At 40.3% G+C, this 23,355-nt stretch carries 22 protein-coding genes; 18 read left to right on the forward strand and 4 right to left on the reverse strand.

Features of this window, described 5'->3' with window-relative positions; translation table 11 throughout:
- The first annotated feature begins 256 nt into the window (after nucleotides 1-256).
- Nucleotides 257-1,861: a class I SAM-dependent methyltransferase gene (locus tag ABGT15_RS12610; protein WP_367231801.1), complete on the forward strand. Its 1,605-nt coding sequence runs from the start codon at nucleotides 257-259 to the stop codon at nucleotides 1,859-1,861.
- On the opposite strand, the gene ABGT15_RS12615 is transcribed toward ABGT15_RS12610, so the two are convergent.
- Nucleotides 1,858-2,853, reverse strand: a complete 996-nt coding sequence (locus tag ABGT15_RS12615) for a metal-dependent hydrolase (RefSeq protein ID WP_367231802.1) — start codon at nucleotides 2,851-2,853, stop codon at nucleotides 1,858-1,860. The two genes, ABGT15_RS12610 and ABGT15_RS12615, sit on opposite strands and share 4 nt — an antisense overlap.
- A 560-nt stretch (nucleotides 2,854-3,413) precedes the next feature.
- Between ABGT15_RS12615 and ABGT15_RS12620 the strand changes: the two genes are divergently transcribed.
- The 12 genes from ABGT15_RS12620 (at nucleotide 3,414) to ABGT15_RS12675 (ending at nucleotide 15,731) form a co-directional block, all read left to right on the forward strand.
- Nucleotides 3,414-4,109 (forward strand): phosphoadenylyl-sulfate reductase, encoded by a 696-nt coding sequence (locus tag ABGT15_RS12620; protein ID WP_367231803.1) that lies wholly within the window; start codon nucleotides 3,414-3,416, stop codon nucleotides 4,107-4,109.
- Between the two features lie 61 nt (nucleotides 4,110-4,170).
- Nucleotides 4,171-5,076 carry a sulfate adenylyltransferase subunit CysD gene (gene cysD, locus ABGT15_RS12625; RefSeq protein WP_367231804.1) on the forward strand — a complete coding sequence of 302 codons (906 nt, stop codon included), beginning with the start codon at nucleotides 4,171-4,173 and terminating at the stop codon, nucleotides 5,074-5,076.
- A gap of 32 nt (nucleotides 5,077-5,108) precedes the next feature.
- Complete coding sequence (locus tag ABGT15_RS12630) at nucleotides 5,109-6,341, forward strand: sulfate adenylyltransferase subunit 1 (RefSeq protein WP_367231805.1); 1,233 nt, start codon at nucleotides 5,109-5,111, stop codon at nucleotides 6,339-6,341.
- Entirely contained in the window at nucleotides 6,341-7,156 is an 816-nt protein-coding gene (epsC, locus tag ABGT15_RS12635) for a serine O-acetyltransferase EpsC (RefSeq protein WP_367231806.1), read from the forward strand. Before ABGT15_RS12630 ends, epsC begins: the two co-directional genes overlap by 1 nt.
- Before the next feature lie 30 nt (nucleotides 7,157-7,186).
- Entirely contained in the window at nucleotides 7,187-8,098 is a 912-nt protein-coding gene (cysK, locus tag ABGT15_RS12640; RefSeq protein WP_367231807.1) for a cysteine synthase A, read from the forward strand.
- A gap of 80 nt (nucleotides 8,099-8,178) precedes the next feature.
- On the forward strand, nucleotides 8,179-8,994 hold the full coding sequence (gene cobA / locus ABGT15_RS12645; protein WP_367231808.1) for a uroporphyrinogen-III C-methyltransferase: 816 nt from the start codon (nucleotides 8,179-8,181) through the stop codon (nucleotides 8,992-8,994).
- On the forward strand, nucleotides 8,984-10,645 hold the full coding sequence (locus ABGT15_RS12650) for a diflavin oxidoreductase (protein WP_367231809.1): 1,662 nt from the start codon (nucleotides 8,984-8,986) through the stop codon (nucleotides 10,643-10,645). Before cobA ends, ABGT15_RS12650 begins: the two co-directional genes overlap by 11 nt.
- A gap of 336 nt (nucleotides 10,646-10,981) precedes the next feature.
- The gene (locus ABGT15_RS12655) at nucleotides 10,982-12,631 is read left to right on the forward strand and encodes an NADPH-dependent assimilatory sulfite reductase hemoprotein subunit (protein WP_367231810.1); all 1,650 of its coding nucleotides are present in this window, start codon (nucleotides 10,982-10,984) and stop codon (nucleotides 12,629-12,631) included.
- Nucleotides 12,576-13,367, forward strand: a complete 792-nt coding sequence (locus ABGT15_RS12660) for a DUF2490 domain-containing protein (protein ID WP_367231811.1) — start codon at nucleotides 12,576-12,578, stop codon at nucleotides 13,365-13,367. The genes ABGT15_RS12655 and ABGT15_RS12660 overlap by 56 nt, the downstream gene beginning before the upstream one ends.
- Entirely contained in the window at nucleotides 13,360-14,829 is a 1,470-nt protein-coding gene (locus ABGT15_RS12665) for a TSUP family transporter (protein ID WP_367231812.1), read from the forward strand. The genes ABGT15_RS12660 and ABGT15_RS12665 overlap by 8 nt, the downstream gene beginning before the upstream one ends.
- A 53-nt stretch (nucleotides 14,830-14,882) precedes the next feature.
- On the forward strand, nucleotides 14,883-15,110 hold the full coding sequence (locus tag ABGT15_RS12670) for a hypothetical protein (RefSeq protein ID WP_367231813.1): 228 nt from the start codon (nucleotides 14,883-14,885) through the stop codon (nucleotides 15,108-15,110).
- Nucleotides 15,111-15,353: 243 nt separating this feature from the next.
- Nucleotides 15,354-15,731, forward strand: a complete 378-nt coding sequence (locus tag ABGT15_RS12675) for a YchJ family protein (protein WP_367231815.1) — start codon at nucleotides 15,354-15,356, stop codon at nucleotides 15,729-15,731.
- Between the two features lie 6 nt (nucleotides 15,732-15,737).
- Here ABGT15_RS12675 and ABGT15_RS12680 read toward each other — a convergent pair whose 3' ends face one another.
- Nucleotides 15,738-16,481 (reverse strand): META domain-containing protein, encoded by a 744-nt coding sequence (locus ABGT15_RS12680; protein WP_367231816.1) that lies wholly within the window; start codon nucleotides 16,479-16,481, stop codon nucleotides 15,738-15,740.
- A gap of 44 nt (nucleotides 16,482-16,525) precedes the next feature.
- Nucleotides 16,526-17,080, reverse strand: coding sequence for a 2'-5' RNA ligase family protein (locus ABGT15_RS12685; RefSeq protein ID WP_367231817.1), 555 nt, complete (start codon nucleotides 17,078-17,080; stop codon nucleotides 16,526-16,528).
- Nucleotides 17,081-17,321: 241 nt separating this feature from the next.
- On the opposite strand from ABGT15_RS12685, the gene ABGT15_RS12690 reads away from it, so the two are divergent.
- On the forward strand, nucleotides 17,322-18,530 hold the full coding sequence (locus ABGT15_RS12690) for an MFS transporter (protein WP_367231818.1): 1,209 nt from the start codon (nucleotides 17,322-17,324) through the stop codon (nucleotides 18,528-18,530).
- Between the two features lie 151 nt (nucleotides 18,531-18,681).
- Here the strand turns inward: ABGT15_RS12690 and ABGT15_RS12695 are convergent, their stop codons facing one another.
- Entirely contained in the window at nucleotides 18,682-19,302 is a 621-nt protein-coding gene (locus tag ABGT15_RS12695; RefSeq protein ID WP_367231819.1) for a transposase, read from the reverse strand.
- Nucleotides 19,303-19,572: 270 nt separating this feature from the next.
- On the opposite strand from ABGT15_RS12695, the gene ABGT15_RS12700 reads away from it, so the two are divergent.
- The 4 genes from ABGT15_RS12700 to ABGT15_RS12715 all read left to right on the forward strand — a co-directional run bounded on the left by ABGT15_RS12700 (nucleotide 19,573) and on the right by ABGT15_RS12715 (nucleotide 23,258).
- Nucleotides 19,573-20,139: a Crp/Fnr family transcriptional regulator gene (locus tag ABGT15_RS12700; protein WP_367231820.1), complete on the forward strand. Its 567-nt coding sequence runs from the start codon at nucleotides 19,573-19,575 to the stop codon at nucleotides 20,137-20,139.
- 106 nt (nucleotides 20,140-20,245) lie between these two features.
- The gene (locus ABGT15_RS12705; RefSeq protein ID WP_367231821.1) at nucleotides 20,246-21,457 is read left to right on the forward strand and encodes an MFS transporter; all 1,212 of its coding nucleotides are present in this window, start codon (nucleotides 20,246-20,248) and stop codon (nucleotides 21,455-21,457) included.
- A gap of 20 nt (nucleotides 21,458-21,477) precedes the next feature.
- Nucleotides 21,478-22,458: an aldo/keto reductase gene (locus tag ABGT15_RS12710; RefSeq protein ID WP_367231822.1), complete on the forward strand. Its 981-nt coding sequence runs from the start codon at nucleotides 21,478-21,480 to the stop codon at nucleotides 22,456-22,458.
- A gap of 11 nt (nucleotides 22,459-22,469) precedes the next feature.
- Nucleotides 22,470-23,258, forward strand: a complete 789-nt coding sequence (locus ABGT15_RS12715) for a type 1 glutamine amidotransferase domain-containing protein (RefSeq protein ID WP_367231823.1) — start codon at nucleotides 22,470-22,472, stop codon at nucleotides 23,256-23,258.
- The last annotated feature ends 97 nt before the right edge of the window (nucleotides 23,259-23,355 follow it).

Consider the following 23,355-nt stretch of genomic DNA (forward strand, 5'->3'; position numbering starts at 1 on the left):
TTTGGCATAAGAACAGTAAAAGAAAAACTTCAATTAAAGCCTTTTTCGACCTAAGAACACGTAACCGTTAAGAAAATTTTAAAGACTTCCGTTAAGAATTATCCGTTGTTTGATCGTAGGGAGTTCGGATAATTTAGAAAGTCTTTCAAATTTTTAGGTGGAGTGTTCTCTGTCTTGACTTTTTGTTTCTTTTGTGTCAAGACAAAAGAAAAATAATAAAAAAATACTTAAATTTGAGAATACACACATTCTCAACATGATACCAAAAACCAAACTCCGCGAATCCATTTTCCGCCATTTAGATGGTATTACCATTGCACCAGTTGCCATTAGTTTAAAAGATAAAGGTGTTTTGGATTATTTGCAGAAAGTAAAGAAAACCACTTTAACTGAAGTTTCCGTGCAATTCAAAGCTAATGAAGGCTATATGAATGTAGCACTTCGGATGCTGGCCTCGCAAGGTTTTTTGGAGTATAATGCAGATAATGCCACGAATATTGTAACGGTGGAAACCAACAGTAAAACAGCATTTGCTTTTTCTTTGTTTCCGTTGTATAACGATATAGTGTCACTGCTTAATACGACAGATGTTTTTACTGCCAATAGCATAACGGCAGATAGTATTGAGAAATTAGAACCTCTTTTTCAGCAATACAAAAATCAGTTTGGTTTGGTTTTGGAGGTTGACGAGGAGAAGAAAATACTCCAACAGCAGGTTTTGATGCACATCGAGGGCTATCTGGTAGCTCCGCTGATCGTTAGCTTGGGAATGAGCGGCATGTTTCACAAATACTTTATGGAAACCTCTTTTCGAGCCGAAGAGTTTCACAAGAATCCCGAAGCTTTTACAATAATGTTGAACTTCTTTACTCACTTGGGATGGTTTACGGAAAAAAAAGGCAATTACCAATTTACCGAAGATGGATTGTTTTTTGCTAAAAGAGCATCAGCGTATGGTGTAACCGTTTCGTATCTTCCAATGTTCAAACACATGGAAAGCCTTTTATTTGGTGATCCGAACGAAATGCGTGACATTGCCCCAAATCAGGATGAAATCCATGTGAACCGAGAGATGAACGTATGGGGTAGTGGTGGAGCACATGCTACTTATTTTAAAGTGATTGACGATATCATTATCGAATTATTTAACAAACCGATTCACGAGCAACCAAAGGGAATTTTGGATATGGGCTGTGGTAATGGTGCATTTTTGGAGCATATTTTCAATGTAATCGAACGACAAACCATTCGGGGCAAAATGTTAGACGAACACCCGTTATTTTTAGTTGGAGCCGATTATAACCAAGCGGCGCTAAAAGTTACCCGGGCCAATCTTATTAAAGCTGATATCTGGGCGAAAGTAATCTGGGGCGATATAGGAAATCCGGAGGGATTGGCTTCAGATTTACAGGAAAATTACAATATCGATTTAAAAGATTTATTAAACGTAAGGACTTTTTTGGATCATAATCGCATTTGGGAAGAGCCTAAAACCATAACATCCGGAAGGGAAAGTACTTCAACCGGAGCCTTTGTGCATCGTGGTAGACATTTAACCAATAATGAGGTGGAAGACAATTTGCTGGAACACTTTCTGAAATGGTCGCCCTATGTACACAAATACGGCTTGTTGATGATTGAACTGCACACTGTTTCACCTAATTTGACCGCTGCCAATCTAGGAAGCACGGCTGCAACGGCTTATGATGCCACACATGGATTTTCAGATCAGTATATAGTGGAAATTGATGTGATGCATAAAGTTGCTGCAGAGGCCGGTTTGTTCACTGAAATGCAGTACTTTAAGAAATATCCGCATACGGATTATGCTACAGTGAGCATTAATTTATTACGAGGTTAATTACCTTTCAAACGGGTAAACATTTTGCTGAGGAGCAATTTTGCATCCTTACGGTCTTTTGGAGCCTCGATTGCTTTTAAACCCTCTTTGCCTTGTATAAATTGATAGCTAAATGCAAATTTTGGCGTTTTTGGGTTATCGTCTAAAAGACCAAAACGCAAGTCGTTAAAGTATAAATTACCTTTGCTTTCGTGAACAAGGTACCAGCCTTCACTTATCGTTTTCAATTTTTCAAAATCATTATTTCCTTTTAGCATTCGTTCTAGGTTATGATTTTTTTGATATTTCCGAAAAACGATTGGCTGGCTGTCAAGAAGAGAGTAGTCCCCAATCAAATAGGCTTCTTTGGTGTCAATATTGGCATTCCACAAAATCAGATTGAACGGACTGGGTTTTACGATAATTTCTGAATAATTAATTTTTTGATTATCAGCCTCTTTTTTAAATTGATGTAATGCGTACAGTTTTATAAAACAGGACAAAAGCAGATAACCAGAGCTAATCATAAGTCCCATCCGGACATGTTTTTTTCTGAGTTCAATTTGATTGGTTTTCCAGATTTTAATTAAGAAATAAACAAGCGGTATAGTATACAGCGGATCAATTACAAAAATAGTTTTTAAAGAAAAACGGTTTTCAAGAGGCCAGAGTAACTGTGTTCCCCAAGTGGTAAACCAATCTAGTATTGCATGAGTAAACAGGCACAAAAAAGCCATTAATACAGTTTTTTTAAAACTAATCTTGTTCTTTTCTAATTTAAAAATTAGCCAACCTAACGAAGGGGCGAGTAAGAGGTGGAACAACAAAGAGTGGCTCAATCCCCTATGAATCATAACGCCATCGACTGGATTTAGAAACTTCCCGACCAAAACATCCAAATCAGGAATGGTGCCTAATATGGCTCCGTATAAAAACACACGGTTTTTAAGTTCGTTGCCTGCACATACTTCTGCAACGGCAATGCCTAATGCTATTTGGGTTAAAGAATCCATAACGCAAAAGTAAGGTTTTGAATCTGAAATAAAGGAATTACATCTTTTCTTGAATATTCTGCAATGAAACAAAATTAAAGTCGCTTAAAATGTATCAAAAACAGGGTGTTATAAACTAAAAGTAATTATTTTTCAAAAAAACATTTTGTCAGCTAAAAAAAACTTTATAGGTTTGCAGTGTTCAAAAGAACCAAAAAAATGAAAAACCAAGTTAAAAACATGATGATGTGTATGTGCTGCTCAGCAATTGAGGGGTTATATGCTACGCGTTAATGTTTAGAACATTTACAATATAAAAGCAAAACTCCTCAAGTCATTGAGGAGTTTTTTTTTGCACCATATTTTAGAAAATAGAAAAATAGACATGAATACAATTACGACCCTAACAACAATTTTACCAACATCTGCAGCTTGTATGATGATGATGTGTTGTATGCGAAACTTCGCAAGAGGCCGTCTGTTGTATTATTTGCTGTAAATAATCAAATTTAAAAACGTAAGCCTCTTGATCTCAAGGGGCTTTTTTTATATCCAAACGTTAAGAATCAAAATAAAAAACAATGAAAACTGAGTTTATAAAACAATTAAATCAAAGCAAAACCATCGAGGAAAGTTTGCGGTTCTTAGCCGAGAATGTTTCCGGTAAAATCGTGTTTTCTACCAGTTTCGGGATTGAAGACCAGTTGATTACCGATGCCGTTTTCACACAAAACCTAAACAATATCGAAGTGTTTACCCTTGATACCGGAAGATTGTTTCAGGAAACCTATTCGACTTGGCATAAAACGGAATTACAGTACAACAAGCACATTAAGACCTATTATCCGCAGGCAAATACCTTGGAAAGTTTCATCAATGAGAAAGGTATCAACCCGTTTTACGAAAGCCAGGAATTGCGCAAACAATGCTGTCACATTCGCAAAGTGGAGCCGTTGCAAGGAGCGTTAAAAGGCGCAGCTGTATGGATTACCGGTTTAAGAGCCGAACATTCTCCCAACAGAAATACACTGGAAATTCTGCAATGGGATGAGCAATACCAACTCTACAAATTCAATCCGCTTTTGCATTGGACAACGGAAGAAGTCAAGCAATACGTCGCTCAAAAAGGAATCCCCTACAATGTTTTGCACGATAAAGGTTTTATCAGCATCGGATGTGCTCCCTGTACAAGAGCCATCAAAGAAGGTGAAGATTTCAGAGCAGGACGTTGGTGGTGGGAAGATGCTTCCAAGAAAGAATGCGGATTGCATAGGTAGTATTCAGTAAGCAGTATTCAGTGATCAGTTCATAATTCATAACTCATAATTTATAATTCAGATGAGCAATACAACAAATTATTTAAATCAATTGGAAGACGAAGCGATATACATCCTTCGTGAAACGGCCGCACAGTTTGAGAAACCGGCCTTGCTTTTCTCGGGCGGAAAAGATTCGATTGTCTTGGTACACTTGGCTTTGAAAGCCTTTCGTCCGGGGAAATTCCCGTTTCCATTAGTCCATGTTGATACCGGACACAATTTTCCGGAAGCCCTTGCTTTTCGCGATTATCTAACAGAAAAAATAGGCGAAAAACTCATCGTGGCTTCGGTGGAAGAAAGCATCAAAAAATACAACCTGAAAGAAACCCAAGGCCGTTTTCCGTCTCGAAATGCTTTACAAACCTATGCGCTTTTGGATGTTATTCAGGAAAACGAATTCGATGCCTGCATAGGTGGAGCAAGACGTGATGAAGAAAAAGCCAGAGCCAAAGAGCGTATTTTCTCCGTTAGGGACGATTTCGGACAATGGGATCCAAAACTGCAACGCCCGGAATTGTGGGATATCCTAAACGGAAAGATTGAAAAAGGTCATAACGTGCGCGTTTTCCCAATCAGCAACTGGACGGAGCTGGATGTGTGGAATTATATTCAGCAAAATAATATTGAATTACCGAGTTTGTACTTCGCCCACGACAGAGAATGCATTGTACATCAGGACAAATTAGTAGCTACTTCCGATTTCATCAAGCCTTTACCAACCGATGAAGTAGTGGTGGAAAAAGTACGCTACCGAACCGTTGGTGATATGACCTGTACGGCAGCCGTTCCTTCAGAAGCTGCTACGATTCAGGATATTATTGAGGATATCCTCCAAACCCGAATCAGTGAACGAGGACAAACCCGCTTGGACGATCAACTTTCGGAAGCCGCGATGGAAGACCGAAAAAAACAAGGCTATTTCTAAAATCTATTCATAACTTATAATTCACAACTCAAATGAATACATTAAAATTTATAACCGCAGGAAACGTAGACGATGGCAAAAGCACCTTGATTGGTCGTTTGCTATACGATTCCGACAGTATACATACCGATCAGTTAGGCGTTTTACAAAAGCAGACCAAACAGGAAGGAGTCGAAATCGATTTGTCCTTAATCACCGACGGTTTGCGTGCCGAGAGAGAACAAGGCATTACCATCGATGTAGCCTACAAATACTTCTCCACCAAAAAGCGAAAGTTTATCATTGCCGATGCGCCCGGTCACGAGCAATATACGCGTAACATGATTACCGGCGCTTCCAATTCCGATTTGATCATCATTTTGGTGGATGCCCGAAAAGGAATCACGTTCCAAACCAAAAGACATGCTTCGGTGGGATCGTTAATGGGAATCAAAAAAGCAATTATCGCTGTTAATAAAATTGATTTGGTGGACTATTCCGAGACTATTTTCAACGATATCAAGAACGCTTTCGAAGCCATTAAAGGCGATTTGAACTATGATGAAATCGCGTATATCCCCGTAAGTGCGTTAGTTGGCGATAACATCGTAGAAACATCAGAGCGAACGCCCTGGTTTGAAGGCGATACGTTGCTGAGTACTCTAGAGCACATTGAAATCCAGACCAAAGAAAATCTGGCGTCCCGTTTTCAGGTGCAATGGGTTATTCGTCCGAAAGACGACGAACACCACGATTACAGAGGGTATGCCGGTCAGGTTTTGAGCGGAAGTTATCAGGTAGGTGATTCGGTCAAAGTATTGCCCTCCGGAATTGAAACTACGATTACCAAAATTGAGAAACATCAGAAGGAAATTGAAAAAGCCATCGCCGGAGAAAATATTGTCTTGCATCTATCGGATAACATCGATATCAGTCGTGGGGATAGCATTGTAAAGACGGATGAGCTTCCAAAAACATCCAACGAGATTAAAACCTGGATTAGCTGGTTGGATCACAATGCGTTGCAAATCGGAAAGACCTATCTTTTACAGCATCGTTTTAAAACGGTTCGGGTAAAAATACAGTCCATTGATCAAAAATGGGACATCAACACTTGGGAATTTGGCGCTTCCGAAGAAATCAAACTCAACGACATCGGACAGATTTCCTTACGCACCAACCAACCTTTGTTCTTTGATCCTTTTGAGGAAAACTCGAAAAACGGAAATGCGGTTTTAATAGATGAGACCACATTCAATACCGTAGGCGCCTTAATGTTTTTGTAATGGGAGAATTGATTTTTCAGCGCAACAAACAGAAAGTACGAAAACTGCCCGACAAACAAAAGGTTGTGCTATGGACAGAAGCGGTTTTCAACTGGTTATTCTCGATAGGAGATGCATACGACAACTACGATTTTTTTCAGAGCAAAGAAGAAGAATTGAAACAGGAATTAATCGATTTGCTTACAAACGTTCTGGATGATACTGCTAAAGCGCAAACGCTTGTGGTGTTGCTTTTTGGAAGATTAACCGAAATACACGCCAAACTGGAAAAAGATTTGGAAGCGGTTTTTGAATTCGATCCGGCTGCCAAATCCCGAAGCGAGGTTTTGGTTTCGTATCCGGGTTTTTTCGCCATCGCCATTTACAGGATATCACACGAGCTCTGGGAAAATAAAGTACCGGTTTTACCACGGTTGATTTCGGAATATGTGCACAGCAAAACCGGGATAGACATTCATCCGGGAGCAAAAATAGGGGAACGTTTTTTTATCGATCACGGAACGGGAATTGTAATCGGGGAAACCTCAGTAATCGGGAATGAGGTCAAGATGTACCAAGGCGTGACTTTAGGAGCGCTTACCGTAAGCAAAGACAAAGCAGAAACCAAGCGCCATCCCACTATCGGGAACAATGTAACGATCTATGCTAATGCGACCATTTTAGGCGGAGCAACTATAATAGGAGACGATTCAATCATTGGAGGAAACGTTTGGATCACCAACTCGATACCGGATAAATCCTTAGTGTATCATAAGAGTGAGATCATTATTAAGAGCAAGGCAAAGTTTCCGGAACCGTTAAACTTTGTCATTTAAATAAAGAACAACTAAATTAAAATAATAAAAATGAAGGCAACAAACATTTTAGAAACCATCGGCAATACGCCGGTAGTAAAAATAAACAAGCTCTTTGGAGCCAATAAAAACGTATGGATCAAATTGGAAAAATCAAATCCGGGAAATAGTATCAAAGACCGAATTGCGCTGGCGATGATAGAAGATGCAGAGCAAAAAGGCATCCTAAAACCCAATAGCGTAATTGTAGAACCAACCTCGGGAAACACCGGTATCGGACTGGCATTAGTAGCAGCGGTAAAAGGGTATAAAGTAATTTTGGTAATGCCGGAATCGATGAGTGTGGAACGCAGAAAACTCATGGAAATCTACGGGGCACAATTCGAACTGACCCCAAGGGAGAAAGGTATGAAAGGCGCTATTGAAAAAGCCAACGAACTGGTAAGCCAAATCCCGAACGCCTGGTCGCCGCAACAGTTTGACAATCCTGCCAATGTTGAAGTACACGAGAAAACGACCGCTCAAGAAATCATAGCCGATTTCCCGGAAGGTTTGGATTACTTAATCACAGGAGTAGGAACGGGAGGACACATTACCGGAACGGCTAAAGTTCTGAAAAAGAAATTCCCGAACCTAAAGGTTATCGCGGTAGAACCGGAATTGTCACCAGTATTGAGCGGAGGTTCCCCGGGACCACATCCATTGCAAGGTATCGGAGCTGGATTTGTTCCATCAATTTACAGTAGCAATTTAATTGATGAGGTCATTCAGGTAGGGCGAGACGAAGCATTCGAAAATGCCCGAAAAATTGCCAAAGAAGAAGGGATTCTTGTGGGTATTTCCACTGGAGCTTCCTTATCGGCGGTAGCCAAGAAAATCAGTGAAATTCCTGATGGAGCTAACGTGCTAACGTTCAATTATGACACTGGGGAACGCTATCTTTCCATAGAAGGATTGTTCTAAAAATCAAGTAACAGACTGTGTGATTTTTTCTTGCTTTTTCAAGCGAGCAGGGGATTCTCATGCCTAATTTTAAAAGAAACATGAAGTATTTAAATAAAGGAAAAGTGATTTTAGCAGGGGCAGGGCCGGGTGATCCTGAGCTGATTAGCCTTAAAACGCTGCGATACCTCCAGTCGGCAGAAGTGATTTTAACCGATCGTTTGGTGTCGCCCGAACTTATTGAAGAATATGCCAGTAAAGAGGCAACAGTTATCTATGTGGGGAAGCAATGTTCCAAAGGAATTCATACCCCGCAGGAAGACATTAACGAACTTATGGTGGAGTTTGCCTTGTTAGGGAAGCTGGTGTTGCGATTGAAAGGCGGTGATTCGATGTTGTTTTCCAATATCCTGGACGAACTACAAGTGTTGAAAGCAAGCAATATACCTTATGAAATTATACCGGGTATTTCGGCGGCATTCGGAGCTGCATCCTATACGGGTATCCCGCTAACCGCAAGAGGATATTCCCGCGGGGTTCGCTTTTTAACGCTGTACGATTTAAAAACGGTCGCGCCAAGCCAGTGGAAGGATTGGGCTTCAACTTCGGATACGTTGGTATTCTACATGAGCGGGCAACGCCTGAACGATCTGACCCAAATTTTATTGGAGTACAACATCGATGCTGCTAAAGGCATTGCCATTGTACAACAAGCCACAACACCCAATCAGAAAACCACGGTATTCTCTTTTGAAGACTTGAAAACCAAGCCGCTTCCAGATTTTGAATACGTACCGACACTGATATTGGTGGGGGAGGTTGTCAATCTTCATCAGGACTATAAATGGATAAAGGAGCAAAACACTTCCGATTCCTATTTCGATAACCATAAAACACTATTTCAAAATGCTATCTGATACGAAACTAACCTTATTACAACAATTGGTGGCACAGTCCAGTAAAGAGGAAATCATCTGGACCAAAGGCTATTTGGCAGGCTTTCTCTCGGCACAAAACAATGGAGTGCAACCAGTAGAAACACCAACCGCAGTAGCCGTGAAACCGCTTATTGTATATGGTACTGAAACCGGGAACGCCAAAAAAATAGCCACGCAATTGTTGGCTAATTTTAAGAAGAACAAAATCCAAGCGAAATCGACGGATATTTTCCAGTTTGATGTGACCAAATTGGAGAAAGAAACCTTGGTACTCTTTATCGTAAGTACGCAGGGCGAAGGGGAGTTTCCGCAAAATGCCGTTGGGTTCTATGAAAAGCTGAAAGCCTCTGAAGCCAAACTAAACCAACTGAATTTCGCGGTTTTAGGTTTGGGGGATTCGTCTTATCCGCTGTTCTGTAATGCTGGCGTTTTATTGGATGAGGTGCTGGTCGAAAAAGGCGCTAAGCGTCTATTGCCACTAGTAAAAGCCGATGTGGATTTTGCACCGGTCGTGACCCAATGGGAGACCGATTTAAAAAATGCTTTTGCAGGCAGTAATGCCTCAGCTTCGGTAGTATCGAACAAAGCTGGAACAGCTGTAACAAGTCATAAGAAGAATTTCAAAGGCATCGTATCGCACAAAATCGTTTTGAACGACCGAGGTTCTAATAAAGAAACCTATCATATCGAGATTATACCAAACGAAGAATTGGTTTATGAGCCCGGAGATGCTATCGGATTTTATCCTAAAAACAGCGAACAGGAAATTGTTGAAATTGTTTCATTTTTTGATAAAAACACCCAAAAAGAAGTGTTATTTGATAAAAATATACGTGGTTTGGGTAAAAAATCACTCGAATTACTTTCCGGCTTGTTTGGAGTTTCCATTACGGAAGAAAAAGCAGATTTAGTCGATATCCTAAAGAAATATCCAAAACCCGAGACCGTTTCTTTTGAAGATGTACTAACGTTGTTACATCCGATCGCACCTCGACTGTATTCGATTTCTTCCGCCGTGAACGCCCATGATGGACAAGTGCATATTACAGTAAATAAGAATACGTTTTCCATCGACGGAACTCTTAAAACAGGCTTGTGTTCCCAATTCTTAGCCGATTTTCCAACCGAAGGTGAGATCGAGTTTTATATCCACAAGAACAACAATTTCAAATTGCCTGCCGAGGATAAAGACATCATCTTAATTGGACCCGGAACCGGAATTGCTCCTTTCAGAAGTTTCCTGGCGCACCGTGATGCCGAAGGGGCAGAGGGCAGAAACTGGCTTTTCTTCGGAGAGCAGCATTTTGCCTTGGATTTTTACTACCAGACTGAAATTCAGGAGTGGATCGCTTCCGGCTTGTTGACCCATTTTGATACTGCTTTTTCAAGAGATCAGGAGCGAAAAATCTATGTGCAGGATCGAATCCGTGAAAAGGCCACAGATTTTAACGAGTGGCTGGAAAGTGGTGCTTCATTATACATCTGCGGGCAAAAGAACCCCATGAGCACCGATGTCGAGAACACCATAATTGAAGTGATTGCTTCTGAAAGGAATATCAGTAAAGAAGAAGCAAAACAGGTTTTAGAAGATTTGGAAACCGCCGGTAAATATCAAAAGGATGTGTATTAATTGGTTCGGAGTATATTAAAATACGTCAGGTAACGTATTAAAAGTGGTTCGGAACATATTAAAATACGTCAGGTAACGTATTAAAAGTGGTTCTGGATGTATTAAAACACGTCAGGTAACGTATTAAAAGTAGTTCGAAGTGTATTAAAACACGTCAGATAACGTGGTCAAAGAGGTTCAGAACGTATAAAATCAAACAGATAGCACAGAAGAATTCAGTAAAGAGAATACAAAGTAAGTAGTAGAAGATTTGGAATCAGCCGGGAGTTACCCAAAAGATATTTATTAATAATCCAGCTAATAGCTATACGCTAATAGCCAACAGCTAAAAAAACAATGAGCGAAAAATTATCCCCAATAGAAGCCATAAAAGCCAAGAGTGACGGGCTTCGAGGAACTTTAAAAGAGAGTATCGATTTAGACAATTTTACCGGGAACGTACGCCCGGACGATGAGACTTTAGTAAAGTTTCACGGCATGTATGTACAAGACGACCGCGACCGTAGGGCAGAAAGAGCCGCAAAGAAGCTGGACAAACTGTATTCGTTCATGATTCGTTTGCGCATACCCGGCGGTGTTATTAATGCCGAACAATGGTTGGCCACACACGAGATTTCCGAACAGTATGGGACGGGAACTCTTAAAATAACGACGCGACAAACCGTTCAGTTGCACGGCTTGTTAAAGCATCAGCTGCGCCCGACCATTCAGGCGTTCAATACCGCGAAACTGGATTCCATTGCCGCTTGTGGGGATGTGAACCGAAACGTGATTGCCAGTTCGCATCCGCAATTATCGCCTTTACACAAGGAGATTCATGCTTATGCCGACAAGATTTCGACCTTGCTGTTACCCAAAACCCAGTCGTATTATGAAGTATTTATCGATGGGGAAAAGATTTACGAACGTTCTGCCGAAGCGGATCCGTTGTATGAAGACCGTTATCTGCCAAGAAAATTCAAGATCGCCATTGCTATTCCGCCCAGTAACGATGTGGATGTGTTTACCAATGATATCGGACTGATTGCAGTCATCGAAAACAACCAATTAAAAGGCTTTAACATTGCCGTAGGAGGGGGATTGGCCACCACGCACGGAAATCCGAATACCTATGCCCGTTTGGGTTCGATCATCGGTTATACGGATACGGAAGAGAAGACCCTGAAAGCTGTTTATGAAATCCTAACCGTTCAAAGGGATTTTGGAAACCGTGTGGATCGAAAGCTGTCCCGCATGAAATATACCGTGGACAAATTAACGGTAGAAGGTTTCAAAAAAGAACTGGAAAGCCGTATCGGTTTTGAATTGTTGCCCGAGCAGCCTTTTACGTTTACCGAGAGAAGCGACCGTTTCGGTTGGGAGCAAAGCCATGAAGGAAAATGGTTTTACACACTTTTTGTAGAACACGGGGTAGTAAAGCCGTATCAGAAACAGTTTTTGTACGAACTGGCACAACTAAACGTCTCGAACTTCATTTTCTCAGGAAATCAGAATTTGATTTTAGGGGAAATCCGAGAGCAGGATAAGGCAAACGTGGAAGCCTTGTTGGAAAAACACCAAATCGACAAACAGGATAGTGCCCTACGCAAAAACTCGATGGCGTGTGTGGCCTTGCCAACCTGTCCTTTAGCCCTTGCCGAAGCCCAACGTTATTTGCCAGAATTGGTCACGAAAATAGAACCGATATTAGAGAAGTACCAGCTTCAGCATGAAGAAATCTCCATCAGAATGACGGGTTGTCCTAATGGTTGCGGAAGACCGTATGTGGCCGAATTAGGCTTTATTGGAACCGGGCCCGGACAGTACAACTTTATGTTGGGCGGCGATCGTTACGGCGAAAGACTGAATCAGTTATATAAAGAAAAACAAACGGAAGCACAAATTTTAACCGAAGTAGATCAGCTCCTGGAGCGCTACACCAAAGAAAAGCATGAAAACGAAACCTTTGGAGATTTTGCCTTCCGAACGATTATCAGTAAAAATTAAATTCCTGCTGATTGTCTTGCTTTTACAGTTAAATGTTCAGGCGCAAAAGAGAGTTACACATCAAACTTTATTGTGGTACGGGTATTACAATTCGCTGATTTTTAATGAAAAATGGAGTTTGAAAAGTGAAATTCAGGAGAGACAGTTTATTAATCCTTCGGCACAGCACCAGTTGGTTTTCAGAACGAATTTGGAACGAAAACTAGTGGAAAACTGGAGCGTTTCAGCAGGGATGACCTTGTTTTTGCAAAGTCCGAACAATCCAGAATCAGAAAGCAATTTGATGGTTCCGGAGTTACGTCCCGATTTGGGTTTCAACAACAAACAGAAACTGTCTTTTATGACGATTTCACACCGTTACAAAGCCGAAGCCCGTTTCTTCCATGATGTTGAAAATAATGAATTGGTTGGCGGGTACCGGTTTTCGAATTTCCGATTCCGCTATCAGTTAGGTTTTGATATCCCGGTTATCAAAAAAGAGGATCAGGAAAAAGTAATTGTAAAAGTAAAAGATGAAGTAATGTTGAATTTCGGTTCTAAAATCGTGAAAAATACTTTCGATCAGAATCGTATTTATCTGGCACTGAATTATGCTTTCAGCCCAAAATATGCAGTAGAAGTAGGGTATATGAACTGGTTTCAGCAGCAAAAATCGGGCGTGGATTTTTACAATCGGGACATTGTTCGTTTTTCGGTATTCCACAATCTAAATCTAAAAAAGAAAAAACATGAGTAATACGTTATTTCCGGTCTTCTTAAAAACAGAAACTGCCCGATTTTTAATCGTTGGAGGCGGTAATGTGGGTTTGGAGAAAACCGAAACCTTATTGCGACAGAATGCTTCCGTGAATATAACTTTGGTGGCTACTGAAATTTCGTCTAAACTCAAAACGGTTTTAGCACAAAATCCGCATATCATTTTTCATGAACGTCCATTCGAAGCAACGGATTTGCAGGAAACCGATTTCGTCATTACAGCCACGAACAATAAAACGATAAATGCCGAAATCAAACAAAAAGCGAATGATTTAAAAATATTGGTTAACGCAGCCGATCAGCCGGAGTTGTGTGATTTTTATTTAGGGTCAATTGTGAAAAAAGGCCATCTGAAAATCGCTATTTCCACTAACGGAAAATCCCCAACGGTTTCCAAACGACTACGCGAAGTTTTTGAACAAAGCATCCCGGATAATCTCAATGAAAGTATTGAAAATCTGGAAGATATCCGAAGTTATCTCAAAGGGGATTTTAGTGATAAAGTCCAAAAACTCAATGCAATAACAAGTTCTTTAGTAGAGGACAAACAGCCCTTAAAAAAAGGCCGCTTAAAAATCAGCAATTTGCGTTTATGGATTTACGGATTCAGTATTCCTTCCCTTATTGTAACGGGCTATTTGCTGGCACAAGTGGCGAATCCTGTTGAAATCGGTTCCTTCGCAGATTATCTGATTGGGAATGTAGATGAAAATTTCATGTGGTTCATCTTAGCCGGTTTTGTAGCCCAGTTGATTGATGGCGCTTTAGGAATGGCGTATGGGGTAACCGCGACGAGTTTTCTGTTGTCGTTCGGGATCTCTCCGGCCGCTTCCAGCGCGAGTGTGCATGCTTCCGAAGTGTTTACCAGCGGGGTTTCCGGGCTAATGCATCTGAAATTCGGTAATGTTAACTCTAAATTGTTTAAAAACTTGTTGATTCCGGGTGTCTTGGGAGCAATTTTAGGTGCATACCTCTTAACCAGTTTTGAAGAATATAACGATTATATCAAGCCGATTGTTTCCGGTTATACCTTAATTCTGGGTATCATCATCATCAAAAAAGCGTTGAACAAAGACAAAACCCGCAAGAAGATAAAACGATTGTTTCCGTTAGCCGGATTGGGTGGTTTTCTGGACTCTATTGGCGGCGGTGGTTGGGGGCCGATTGTATCAACAACTTTAATTGCCAGTGGTAAAAACCCGCGTTATACTATTGGTTCCGTTAATTTAGCGGAGTTTTTTGTGGCATTGGCGAGTTCGTTCACCTTTATTGCGACCATTGGTTTTTCGTTTTGGGCGGTAATCATCGGTTTGATTTTAGGTGGGGTTATTGCAGCCCCGATAGGTGCTTATTTAGCGAACAAAGTTCCAGTCAAAGCCTTGATGATTTTAGTGGGAATTGTTATCATTATTACTAGTTTGAAACGAATCATTGGGTTCTGATAAAGGTGTTTGTTTGTAAAAAGAAACCAATACCTTTGCAAAAACAGTTTTTTATGGAAATCAACTTCACCGAATTACAAATAACCGTGCAGCAAATAATCGATTTAATCGCTGCTAAAGATTTAAAAGCCGCTAACAATAAGCTCGTTGACGCCAGCGAAATCTTAGACGAATTATTAGACCACGCGGAAGAAGACGAGCAATTGATCGAAATCAGTAAATACCAAGTGCTATTAAATCAGTTGCATCAGAAGCTAAACGTTGACCCTACAAACAACTAAAACAAAACGTAAATCAAAGCACTTTTCGACCTAAGAACGCGTAGCCGTTAAGAAAAATAATAACAATTCCGTTAAGAATTATCCGCTGTTTGAGCGCTAGCGAGTTCGGATAATTTAGGAATTGTTATTATTTTTTAGGAGGAGCGTTCAAGTCTTGACCTTTTGTTACTTTTAACTCACATGAATTAAATTTGATTTGGTGTTCGTTGAATCGTAGATTTGTGTCAAGACAAAAGTAAAAGAATGAATCAAAACTGTTACTGCAATTCCGAAAAACCCTTTTCCGAATGCTGCGAACCCCACATCACCGGAAAAACTAAGCCCCAAACCGCAGAAGCTTTAATGCGTTCGCGATATACGGCTTATTGTCTTAAAAATGTCGATTATTTAATTGCCACGACGCACATTTCTACCCGAAAGCATCACAACAAAAAAGACATTTTAGCCTTTGCTACTGAAAACCATTGGGTAAGGCTGGAAATCGTAAAAGCAACCGAAAATGTTGTCGAATTTAAAGCCTATTATTTGGACAGCAGCCTGCAACCGCATAATCATCATGAAAAATCCACTTTTAAAAAAGAAGGCGAGCAGTGGTATTATGTGGATGGGAAATGGTATTAGGATACCTTAATCCACTTTCTTCATAACCACTAAAACACCGTTTGGATTAGAAAGCACTAAACGCAAATCTTTAAATTCATATTGCGTCACTTTGCCTAAAGCATTCTGGAATTCATTCTCTTTGTTGGAATCACCGCAGTACATTAAAGTACTCATTCCTCTTTCAAAACGTAAAATGCCCGGTTCATAAAACAATATGCCGCCCATACCGTTGCAGCCGCCGTAACCGGTATAGCTGCTATTCTTAGCATCAATCTCGAAATATGGGATTTGTTTGGCAAAATCGGAAGCCGTTACCTTTTTTCCGTTAAGGGTTTCCAGCACCCAAATATCGTGAAAACGGGTAGGAAGCTGATAATTTCCACAGCCTTTGTATTGCTCTGTTACTCCGCTTTTCTTTTCTAATCGAAGGTTAACAGTATAGGGTAATTTCTCTCCAGACATATCGTTAGTGCATTCCGTATGCTGTATGGTTATTTCAAGTTTTGCTTCGGCATTTTCCGTGCGGTACATTTTCACGTTGGAGTCCATTGCTATAATGGGAGCCGTTTGTGGGAAAATATAAGTTTTGTCATCCGCTAAAGACTTCAGCTGAATTTCCGCATCCCCAATAGTCAATCCCCAAAAAGGCTCGTTACCGGTAGCTTTAAAGTAGGAAGCCGTGTTGGTTTCGGTAGCAGCAGTTTGTTTTGTAGACGTGCAGGCAATAGTAAACAAGGCAAACAGGGAAATTAATAAAAGTTGCTTCATAATGTAGTTGCGGTTATTGAGTGTTCAGCATTTAAAACACAAATTTAAAACAAAGTTCCTCGTGAATAACTAGGTTTATTGTTAAAAGGAAAGCGTTCAATAATTTCGAATTGTTTAATGTCGGGGTTAAACTGTCGGATTACCACATGATCGCACATAAAACGAAAATCCACTTCATTAAACATTTCTTTCGCTTTTCCCAGCGCTTGTGGGGACAAACGTCTGGCGATGGACATATGCGGATCGTTGCTTGTTTTTTTCTCTTCAATGCATAGCGAATTGTTCAAATGTTTCATAATGGCCTTTAAACACATTTTGGAGCAATTGTCCGGAGCAATATAAAAAGCACCATTATTATAGCTGCCAAAGCTATTCATACGTACCGAAACCGGTTCAAAGCCATTACAGATATAGGTAAGCTGTTTTTTGATGTTTTCCAATTGTAATTCTGACGATTTGAATTCATTTATAGTAATATGAGCCTTCGAGTTCTTGCTATTGAACCAGCCCACCTCTTTATTCAGGTCTTCCTTCATGTGTTTAACCGAGGAAATCACGTCATCCGGTGGAGAAATTGCTATGGAATATAAGTTTTGCATGTACAAGACGATGAGATTTACAAATTTACGAAAAAGTAAAAAGCAGTAAATCAGTAAGTTGGTTAATTAACGCTTTCTAAATAGTCCTTTTCTCAAAGTTTTGGTTAAAATTTTCGAAGTCATTTTTAAACCATTTTAATTTTTTAGAGTCCAACATTATGCCTCGAAATTTTATGTAACTTTTATTACGAATCAAGAATAAATCACAAACTATATTTGCAAGTCAAGATTGATAAGATAAATGACAACACAAAACATACAACTCGGGCTGAAAGAAAATTGGAGACAATTTACCATACTTGTTATTATCAATGCTTTTGTAGGAGGTATGATAGGGATGGAGCGCAGTATTTTTCCTGAATTTGCCCACAGTCAGTTCGGTGTGGCTTCTAAAACGGCAATACTATCATTTATCACGGCTTTCGGGATAACCAAAGCCTTTACCAATTACTTTACCGGAAAACTGGCCAACAAATATGGGCGTAAAAACCTTTTGCTGTTCGGTTGGCTCTTGGCCATGCCCATACCGTTTCTGTTAATTTATGCTCCCAGTTGGAGTTGGGTTATTTTTGCGAATGTACTTTTAGGAATCAGTCAAGGCTTAACCTGGAGTAGTACCGTGGTGATGAAAATCGATTTGGTAGGAGAGAAAGACCGTGGTTTGGCCATGGGATTAAATGAGTTTGCAGGGTATTTTGCGGTAGGTGTGATTGCTTTCCTGACCGGTTATATCGCCCATCAGTACGGCGTTACCCCTTATCCGTTTTATATTGGGATTGTAATTTCGATTCTCGGTTTTTTGTTGACGGCTGTTTGGGTAAAAGACACCCGGGTATTCGTGCATAAAGAAAGCAGTACCGACACTACAGCTCATTTAGAGAACGTATTTATCGAAACCACGTTTAAGAACAAAACCCTAAGTTCCGTTACCCAGGCAGGATTAATCAATAATCTTAATGACGGTATGATTTGGGGATTATTGCCAATCATCTTAGTTTCTCTTCATTACAATACGGAAAACATTGGTATTATCACCGCAATTTATCCTACCGTATGGGGAATCGGGCAACTTTTCACCGGAAAAATGTCCGATCATTATTCCAAAAAAGCCATGTTATTTTGGGGGATGTTGCTACAGGGATTTGCCATACTTTTGCTCCCTTACAGCACCAGTTTTATAGTTTTAGCAGCACTTTCAGCCGTTTTGGGTTTTGGTACAGCATTGGTTTACCCTACCTTTTTAGCTACGATAGCCCAAGTCACCAGTCCGAAACAACGTGCTGAAAGTATTGGCACTTTTCGTTTATGGCGCGATTTAGGATACGCCTTTGGTGCCATTATATCCGGGATAACCGCAGATTGGTTTGGAGTAGAATATGCAGTATTGCTAATTGGTGTATTAACCGTTTTCTCTGCTTTGGTAATTGGGTTCCGAATGCCGGGCAGGTGAGGAAAACCTTTTCAGTTTGACAGTTGAGGCTTTTGCTTTTTTTCAGCGCGAGCATCTTATTTGCATCTAATTTGTATTCAAATCAATTTCTAAAAAGAATTGTTATTATCATAATAGCTTCTTCAAGGCAGATGTAACAACTACTGGGGATTTATTCCGAAAAGAAAGAATCTTCATCCCATTTTTTTGGATTATTAACAATATAATTTTTTATCCGATTGTATTCATTTTCATTTCTGATTATATGATCATGAAACCGTTCCTGCCAATTAGAAACCCCTTTACAATTTCGAACTTCATTAATTTTTCGCGATGAAAATGATTTTAATGCACGTATAAATTCGAATACACCGTGAATTTTTACTTCCTTGGCGGACAATGTACAGACGGACAATGTACAGACGGGTAATGTACAGACGGGTAATGTACAGACGGGTTTCAAACCCGTCTCTACAGAATAAACGGAATGATTGGAATAATCGGAATAATCGGAAAATACCGAATTATCCACCCCCACAATACAATGAATATGATTAGGCATAATACAAAATTCATCCAATACAATATTGGGATAATGATTTGGCAAATCCTGCCAACAATCCAATACGATTTTACCGTATTCATTTAAAATCATTTCGCCGTCTTTTACAAAACCAAACAGATGCTTGCGATTTTTGGTGCAAATAGTAATGAAATACAGCCCTTCATTTTTATAATCCCACCATTTGGCTCGGGCGGTATCAATGCGGTACTTATTCTTAAATTTTTTCATGGCATTTATTTTATTTATTTGGCTTGAATTATTTATTAAAATCTATTATTTGAAATTATTATTTATAATCATCATCATCAATCATCAATCATCAGTACAGACGGGTTTCAAACCTGTCTCTACATATCTCTACGCATCTTTATGCGTCTACACGCGATATCACACATTTATATTAATTTGTAGGACAAATCTATCAAATTATTTATTTTAAAAACAATATATTTCACAAAGAAATTTTGCCGGCATTACTTTTTGAAATACTTTTAAACTATGGAACAACATTACCAATCCTTGCGCAAACACATCGAAGAAATCTGCGAACTAACCGATGCCGAATGGAACGTAGTAGCACCATTTTTCACACATCGAACCCTTAAAAAACACCAGTTCTTAATCCAAAAAGAACAATTGGTTCCCTGCGAATACTGGATCATTAAAGGATTGACTAAAGCCTACGCCATAGACAGCAACGGCAAAGAACACATTCTGCAGTTTGCCATGGAACAATACTGGACCAGCGATTTCAATGCCTTTCAGAACAAAATACCGGCGACTATTTTTATAGACTGTATCGAAGATTCCGAGTTCTTTTGCCTGAAACTCGAAGACAGGGAACACTTATGTCATGAAATCCCGAAGATGACTAACTTCTTCCGGATAAAATCCCATCATGGGTACATTGCATTGCAGCAACGCATCCTTTCCCTGCTTACCGAAACAGCCGAAGAACGCTACAACAACCTCATCAAAAAAATGCCAAAGCTTGTCCAAAGAGTTCCTAAAAAGCTATTAGCGGCCTATTTAGGCGTAACCCGTGAAACCTTGAGTCGTTTTTAGAGGAACACAAAAAGTGATCTACATCACTTCAAAACATTGACCTACCTCATCGTCTGTTAACCGCTGCCGACGGAACTTTGTATCGTTAATTTTTAGCAATACAAATATGAAATCGACAACGTATGCCACCACTGCTACAGTAAGCAGTACCACAAAAAAAATACCCGCCGCTTTATGGGCGTTAACCATTAGCGCTTTCGGAATCGGCACCACAGAATTTGTCATCGTCGGATTATTACCAACCGTAGCTTCCGATTTGAACATCAGCATTCCGTCCGCAGGATTATTAGTTAGTTTATATGCCATCGGAGTAGCTATTGGAGCACCTGTTTTAACCGCTTTAACCAGTAACATCCACAGAAAAAAACTCCTTATCTATTTAATGCTGATGTTCATCATCGGAAACGGACTGGCTTCCATTGCTCCGAGTTTTACCACCTTAGTCATAGCACGAATTATTACCGGATTTGCCCACGGGGTTTTCTTTTCCATCGGATCAACAATAGCAGCAGCTTTAGTACCGGCAGATAAAAGAGCCTCCGCCATATCCATCATGTTTACCGGATTAACAGTAGCCATTGTAACCGGAGTGCCCTTCGGAACCTTTATAGGACAGCAGTTCGGTTGGAGAGCCACATTTATCGGAGTAGCCTTATTAGGCATTATCGGTTTGATTTCCAGTTGGATTTTAGTACCCGATCAAATTAAAAACGAAGAAAAAGTGTCGTTGAAAGACCAGTTTAAAGTAATTACCAACGGCCGATTGCTATTAGCTTTTTTAATGACCGCTTTAGGCTATGGCGGAACGTTTGTAGCGTTCACGTACCTGTCGCCAATCCTTCAGAAAATCACCGGATTATCCGAAGCAATGGTAAACATCGTTTTAGTATTGTACGGTATCGCCATTGCTATCGGAAATCTGGTAGGCGGAAAAGTAGCCAACAAAAAACCGTTAAAAGCACTCTTGTGGATGTTCGTTCTGCAAACCATCGCCTTATTGGTTTTCACGTTTACCGCCAGCGATCCGGTTTTAGGTATTATAACCCTGTTCATCATGGGAGCACTGTCTTTTTCTAACGTGCCCGGGTTACAGCTTTATGTAGTACAATTATCTGAAAAATATTTACCTGGTACAGAAGACGTCGCTTCCGCCTTTAATATTGCCGCTTTTAACGTAGGAATCGCCATTGGAGCATATGCCGGAGGGCTGGTAGTGGAGTCATCCTTAGGACTGGAAGCCACACCTTGGGTAGGTGCTTTGCTGGTAGCTGCGGCAATTGTCGTAACTTTAATAAGTGCAAGAATATCAAGAAAATAACTCAATCGAAAAAGAATACCATGAATAGAAATTTAGGAAAATCAAATTTAAAAATATCGCCCATAGCCTTAGGAACCTTTGCCATAGGAGGTACCATGTGGGGCGGAAACGAAGAGAAAGACTCCATAGAAGCCATTCACGCCTCTATCGATAACGGCGTAACCAGTATTGATACCGCACCTTTTTACGGTTTGGGTTTAAGTGAAACGGTAATCGGAAAAGCTTTAAAAGGCAAAGACCGCAGTAAAGTACAACTCTTAACCAAATTCGGATTGGTATGGGATGGCAGCAACCAAGGAAAAGGCGATTACTTTTTCGACGTCAGCCATAACGGAAGTGCCCTGCCGGTCTACAAATTTGCCTCAAAACAGAATGTAATTAAAGAAGTAGAAGAAAGCCTGAAAAGACTCCACACGGATTACATCGATTTACTCCAACTGCATTGGCCCGATGTCACAACGCCAATCAACGAAACCATGGAAGCCATCGAACTGCTAAAACAACAGGGAAAAATAAAAGCCGCTGGTGTTTCCAATTACAACATAGCCCAATTACAGGAAGCGGAACAAACCACGCTATTAGCCTCCAATCAGGTAGCCTACAGTATGCTGAACCGGAAAATAGAGCAGGAGTTGGTACCTTTCACCACTGCGCAAAATATCGGAATCATTGCCTACAGCCCAATGGAACGAGGCTTGTTAACCGGTAAATATTTAGCTGATAAAATATTAAAACAAGACGACCACCGCAACGGGTATTTCAAACAGCACGATTCAGAAAAAGTAAAGTCGTTTTTAGAAAAAATCACCACAATCGCGGAAAGTAAAAACATAAGCTTATCGCAATTGGTATTAGGCTGGACCATTCAGCAGCAAGGCATTACTTCAGCATTGGCAGGAGCAAGAAACGCAGCACAGGCAGAGTCCAACGCCAAAGCACTGGAAGTAGTATTCCAACCCGAAGAGTTGGTATTTATAAACACAACCTTAGCAACGCTTTAAAAGAAAACCGTATGAAAACACTAAGTTATTATTTAAAAACTGTTCTAATGTTAATCACGGCAGGCGTTATTGCGTTTTCCGGCACATCAGCAACAGCACAAACCAAAAAAGCAACCAATATGAAAAAGAAAATTTTATTTGTAGTAACCAGTCATGACAAAAAAGGCAGTACTGGCGAAGCTACCGGTTATTATTTAGGCGAAGTAACGCATCCTTGGGATGTTTTACAGCAAGCCGGTTATGAAATCGATTTTGTAAGTCCGAAAGGAGGGAAGGCACCCGTAGACGGTTTCGACTTAACCGATCCGATCAACAAAAAATTCTGGGAAGATAAGACGTATCATAACAAAGTAGAAAACACCATGAAGCCTTCCGAAGTAAATCCGAAAGACTACGCAGCTATCTTTTATGCCGGCGGCCACGGAGCGATGTGGGATTTCGCCGATAATAAAGAAATCGCAACAATAGCGGCTAAAATCTATGAAAACAACGGTATCGTAAGCGCAGTTTGTCACGGCCCGGCAGGTTTGGTAAACATCAAGCTAAGTAACGGTAAGTATTTGGTAGACGGCAAAAAAATCAATGCGTTTACCAATGAAGAAGAAGCTGCCGTAAAAATGGAAAACATAGTGCCATTTGCTTTGGAAACACAATTAATTGCTCGCGGTGCAAAATTCGAAAAGTCAGGATTATGGCAGGAGCATGTTGCGGTTGATCAGCGTGTGGTAACGGGGCAGAATCCGCAATCGGCACATGCAGTTGGGGAAGCTGTGGTGAAGGAGTTGAAGAAAATACAATAAATAAAAAAGAGGCGATTAGGCCTCTTTTTTTATAATACTATTAAAATAATGAATTGAATCTGCAATATTTTTAATACTCCAAAAGCCCAAGTACAGA

The organism is Flavobacterium enshiense (assembly GCF_040750275.1).
Classification (GTDB): domain Bacteria; phylum Bacteroidota; class Bacteroidia; order Flavobacteriales; family Flavobacteriaceae; genus Flavobacterium; species Flavobacterium enshiense_B.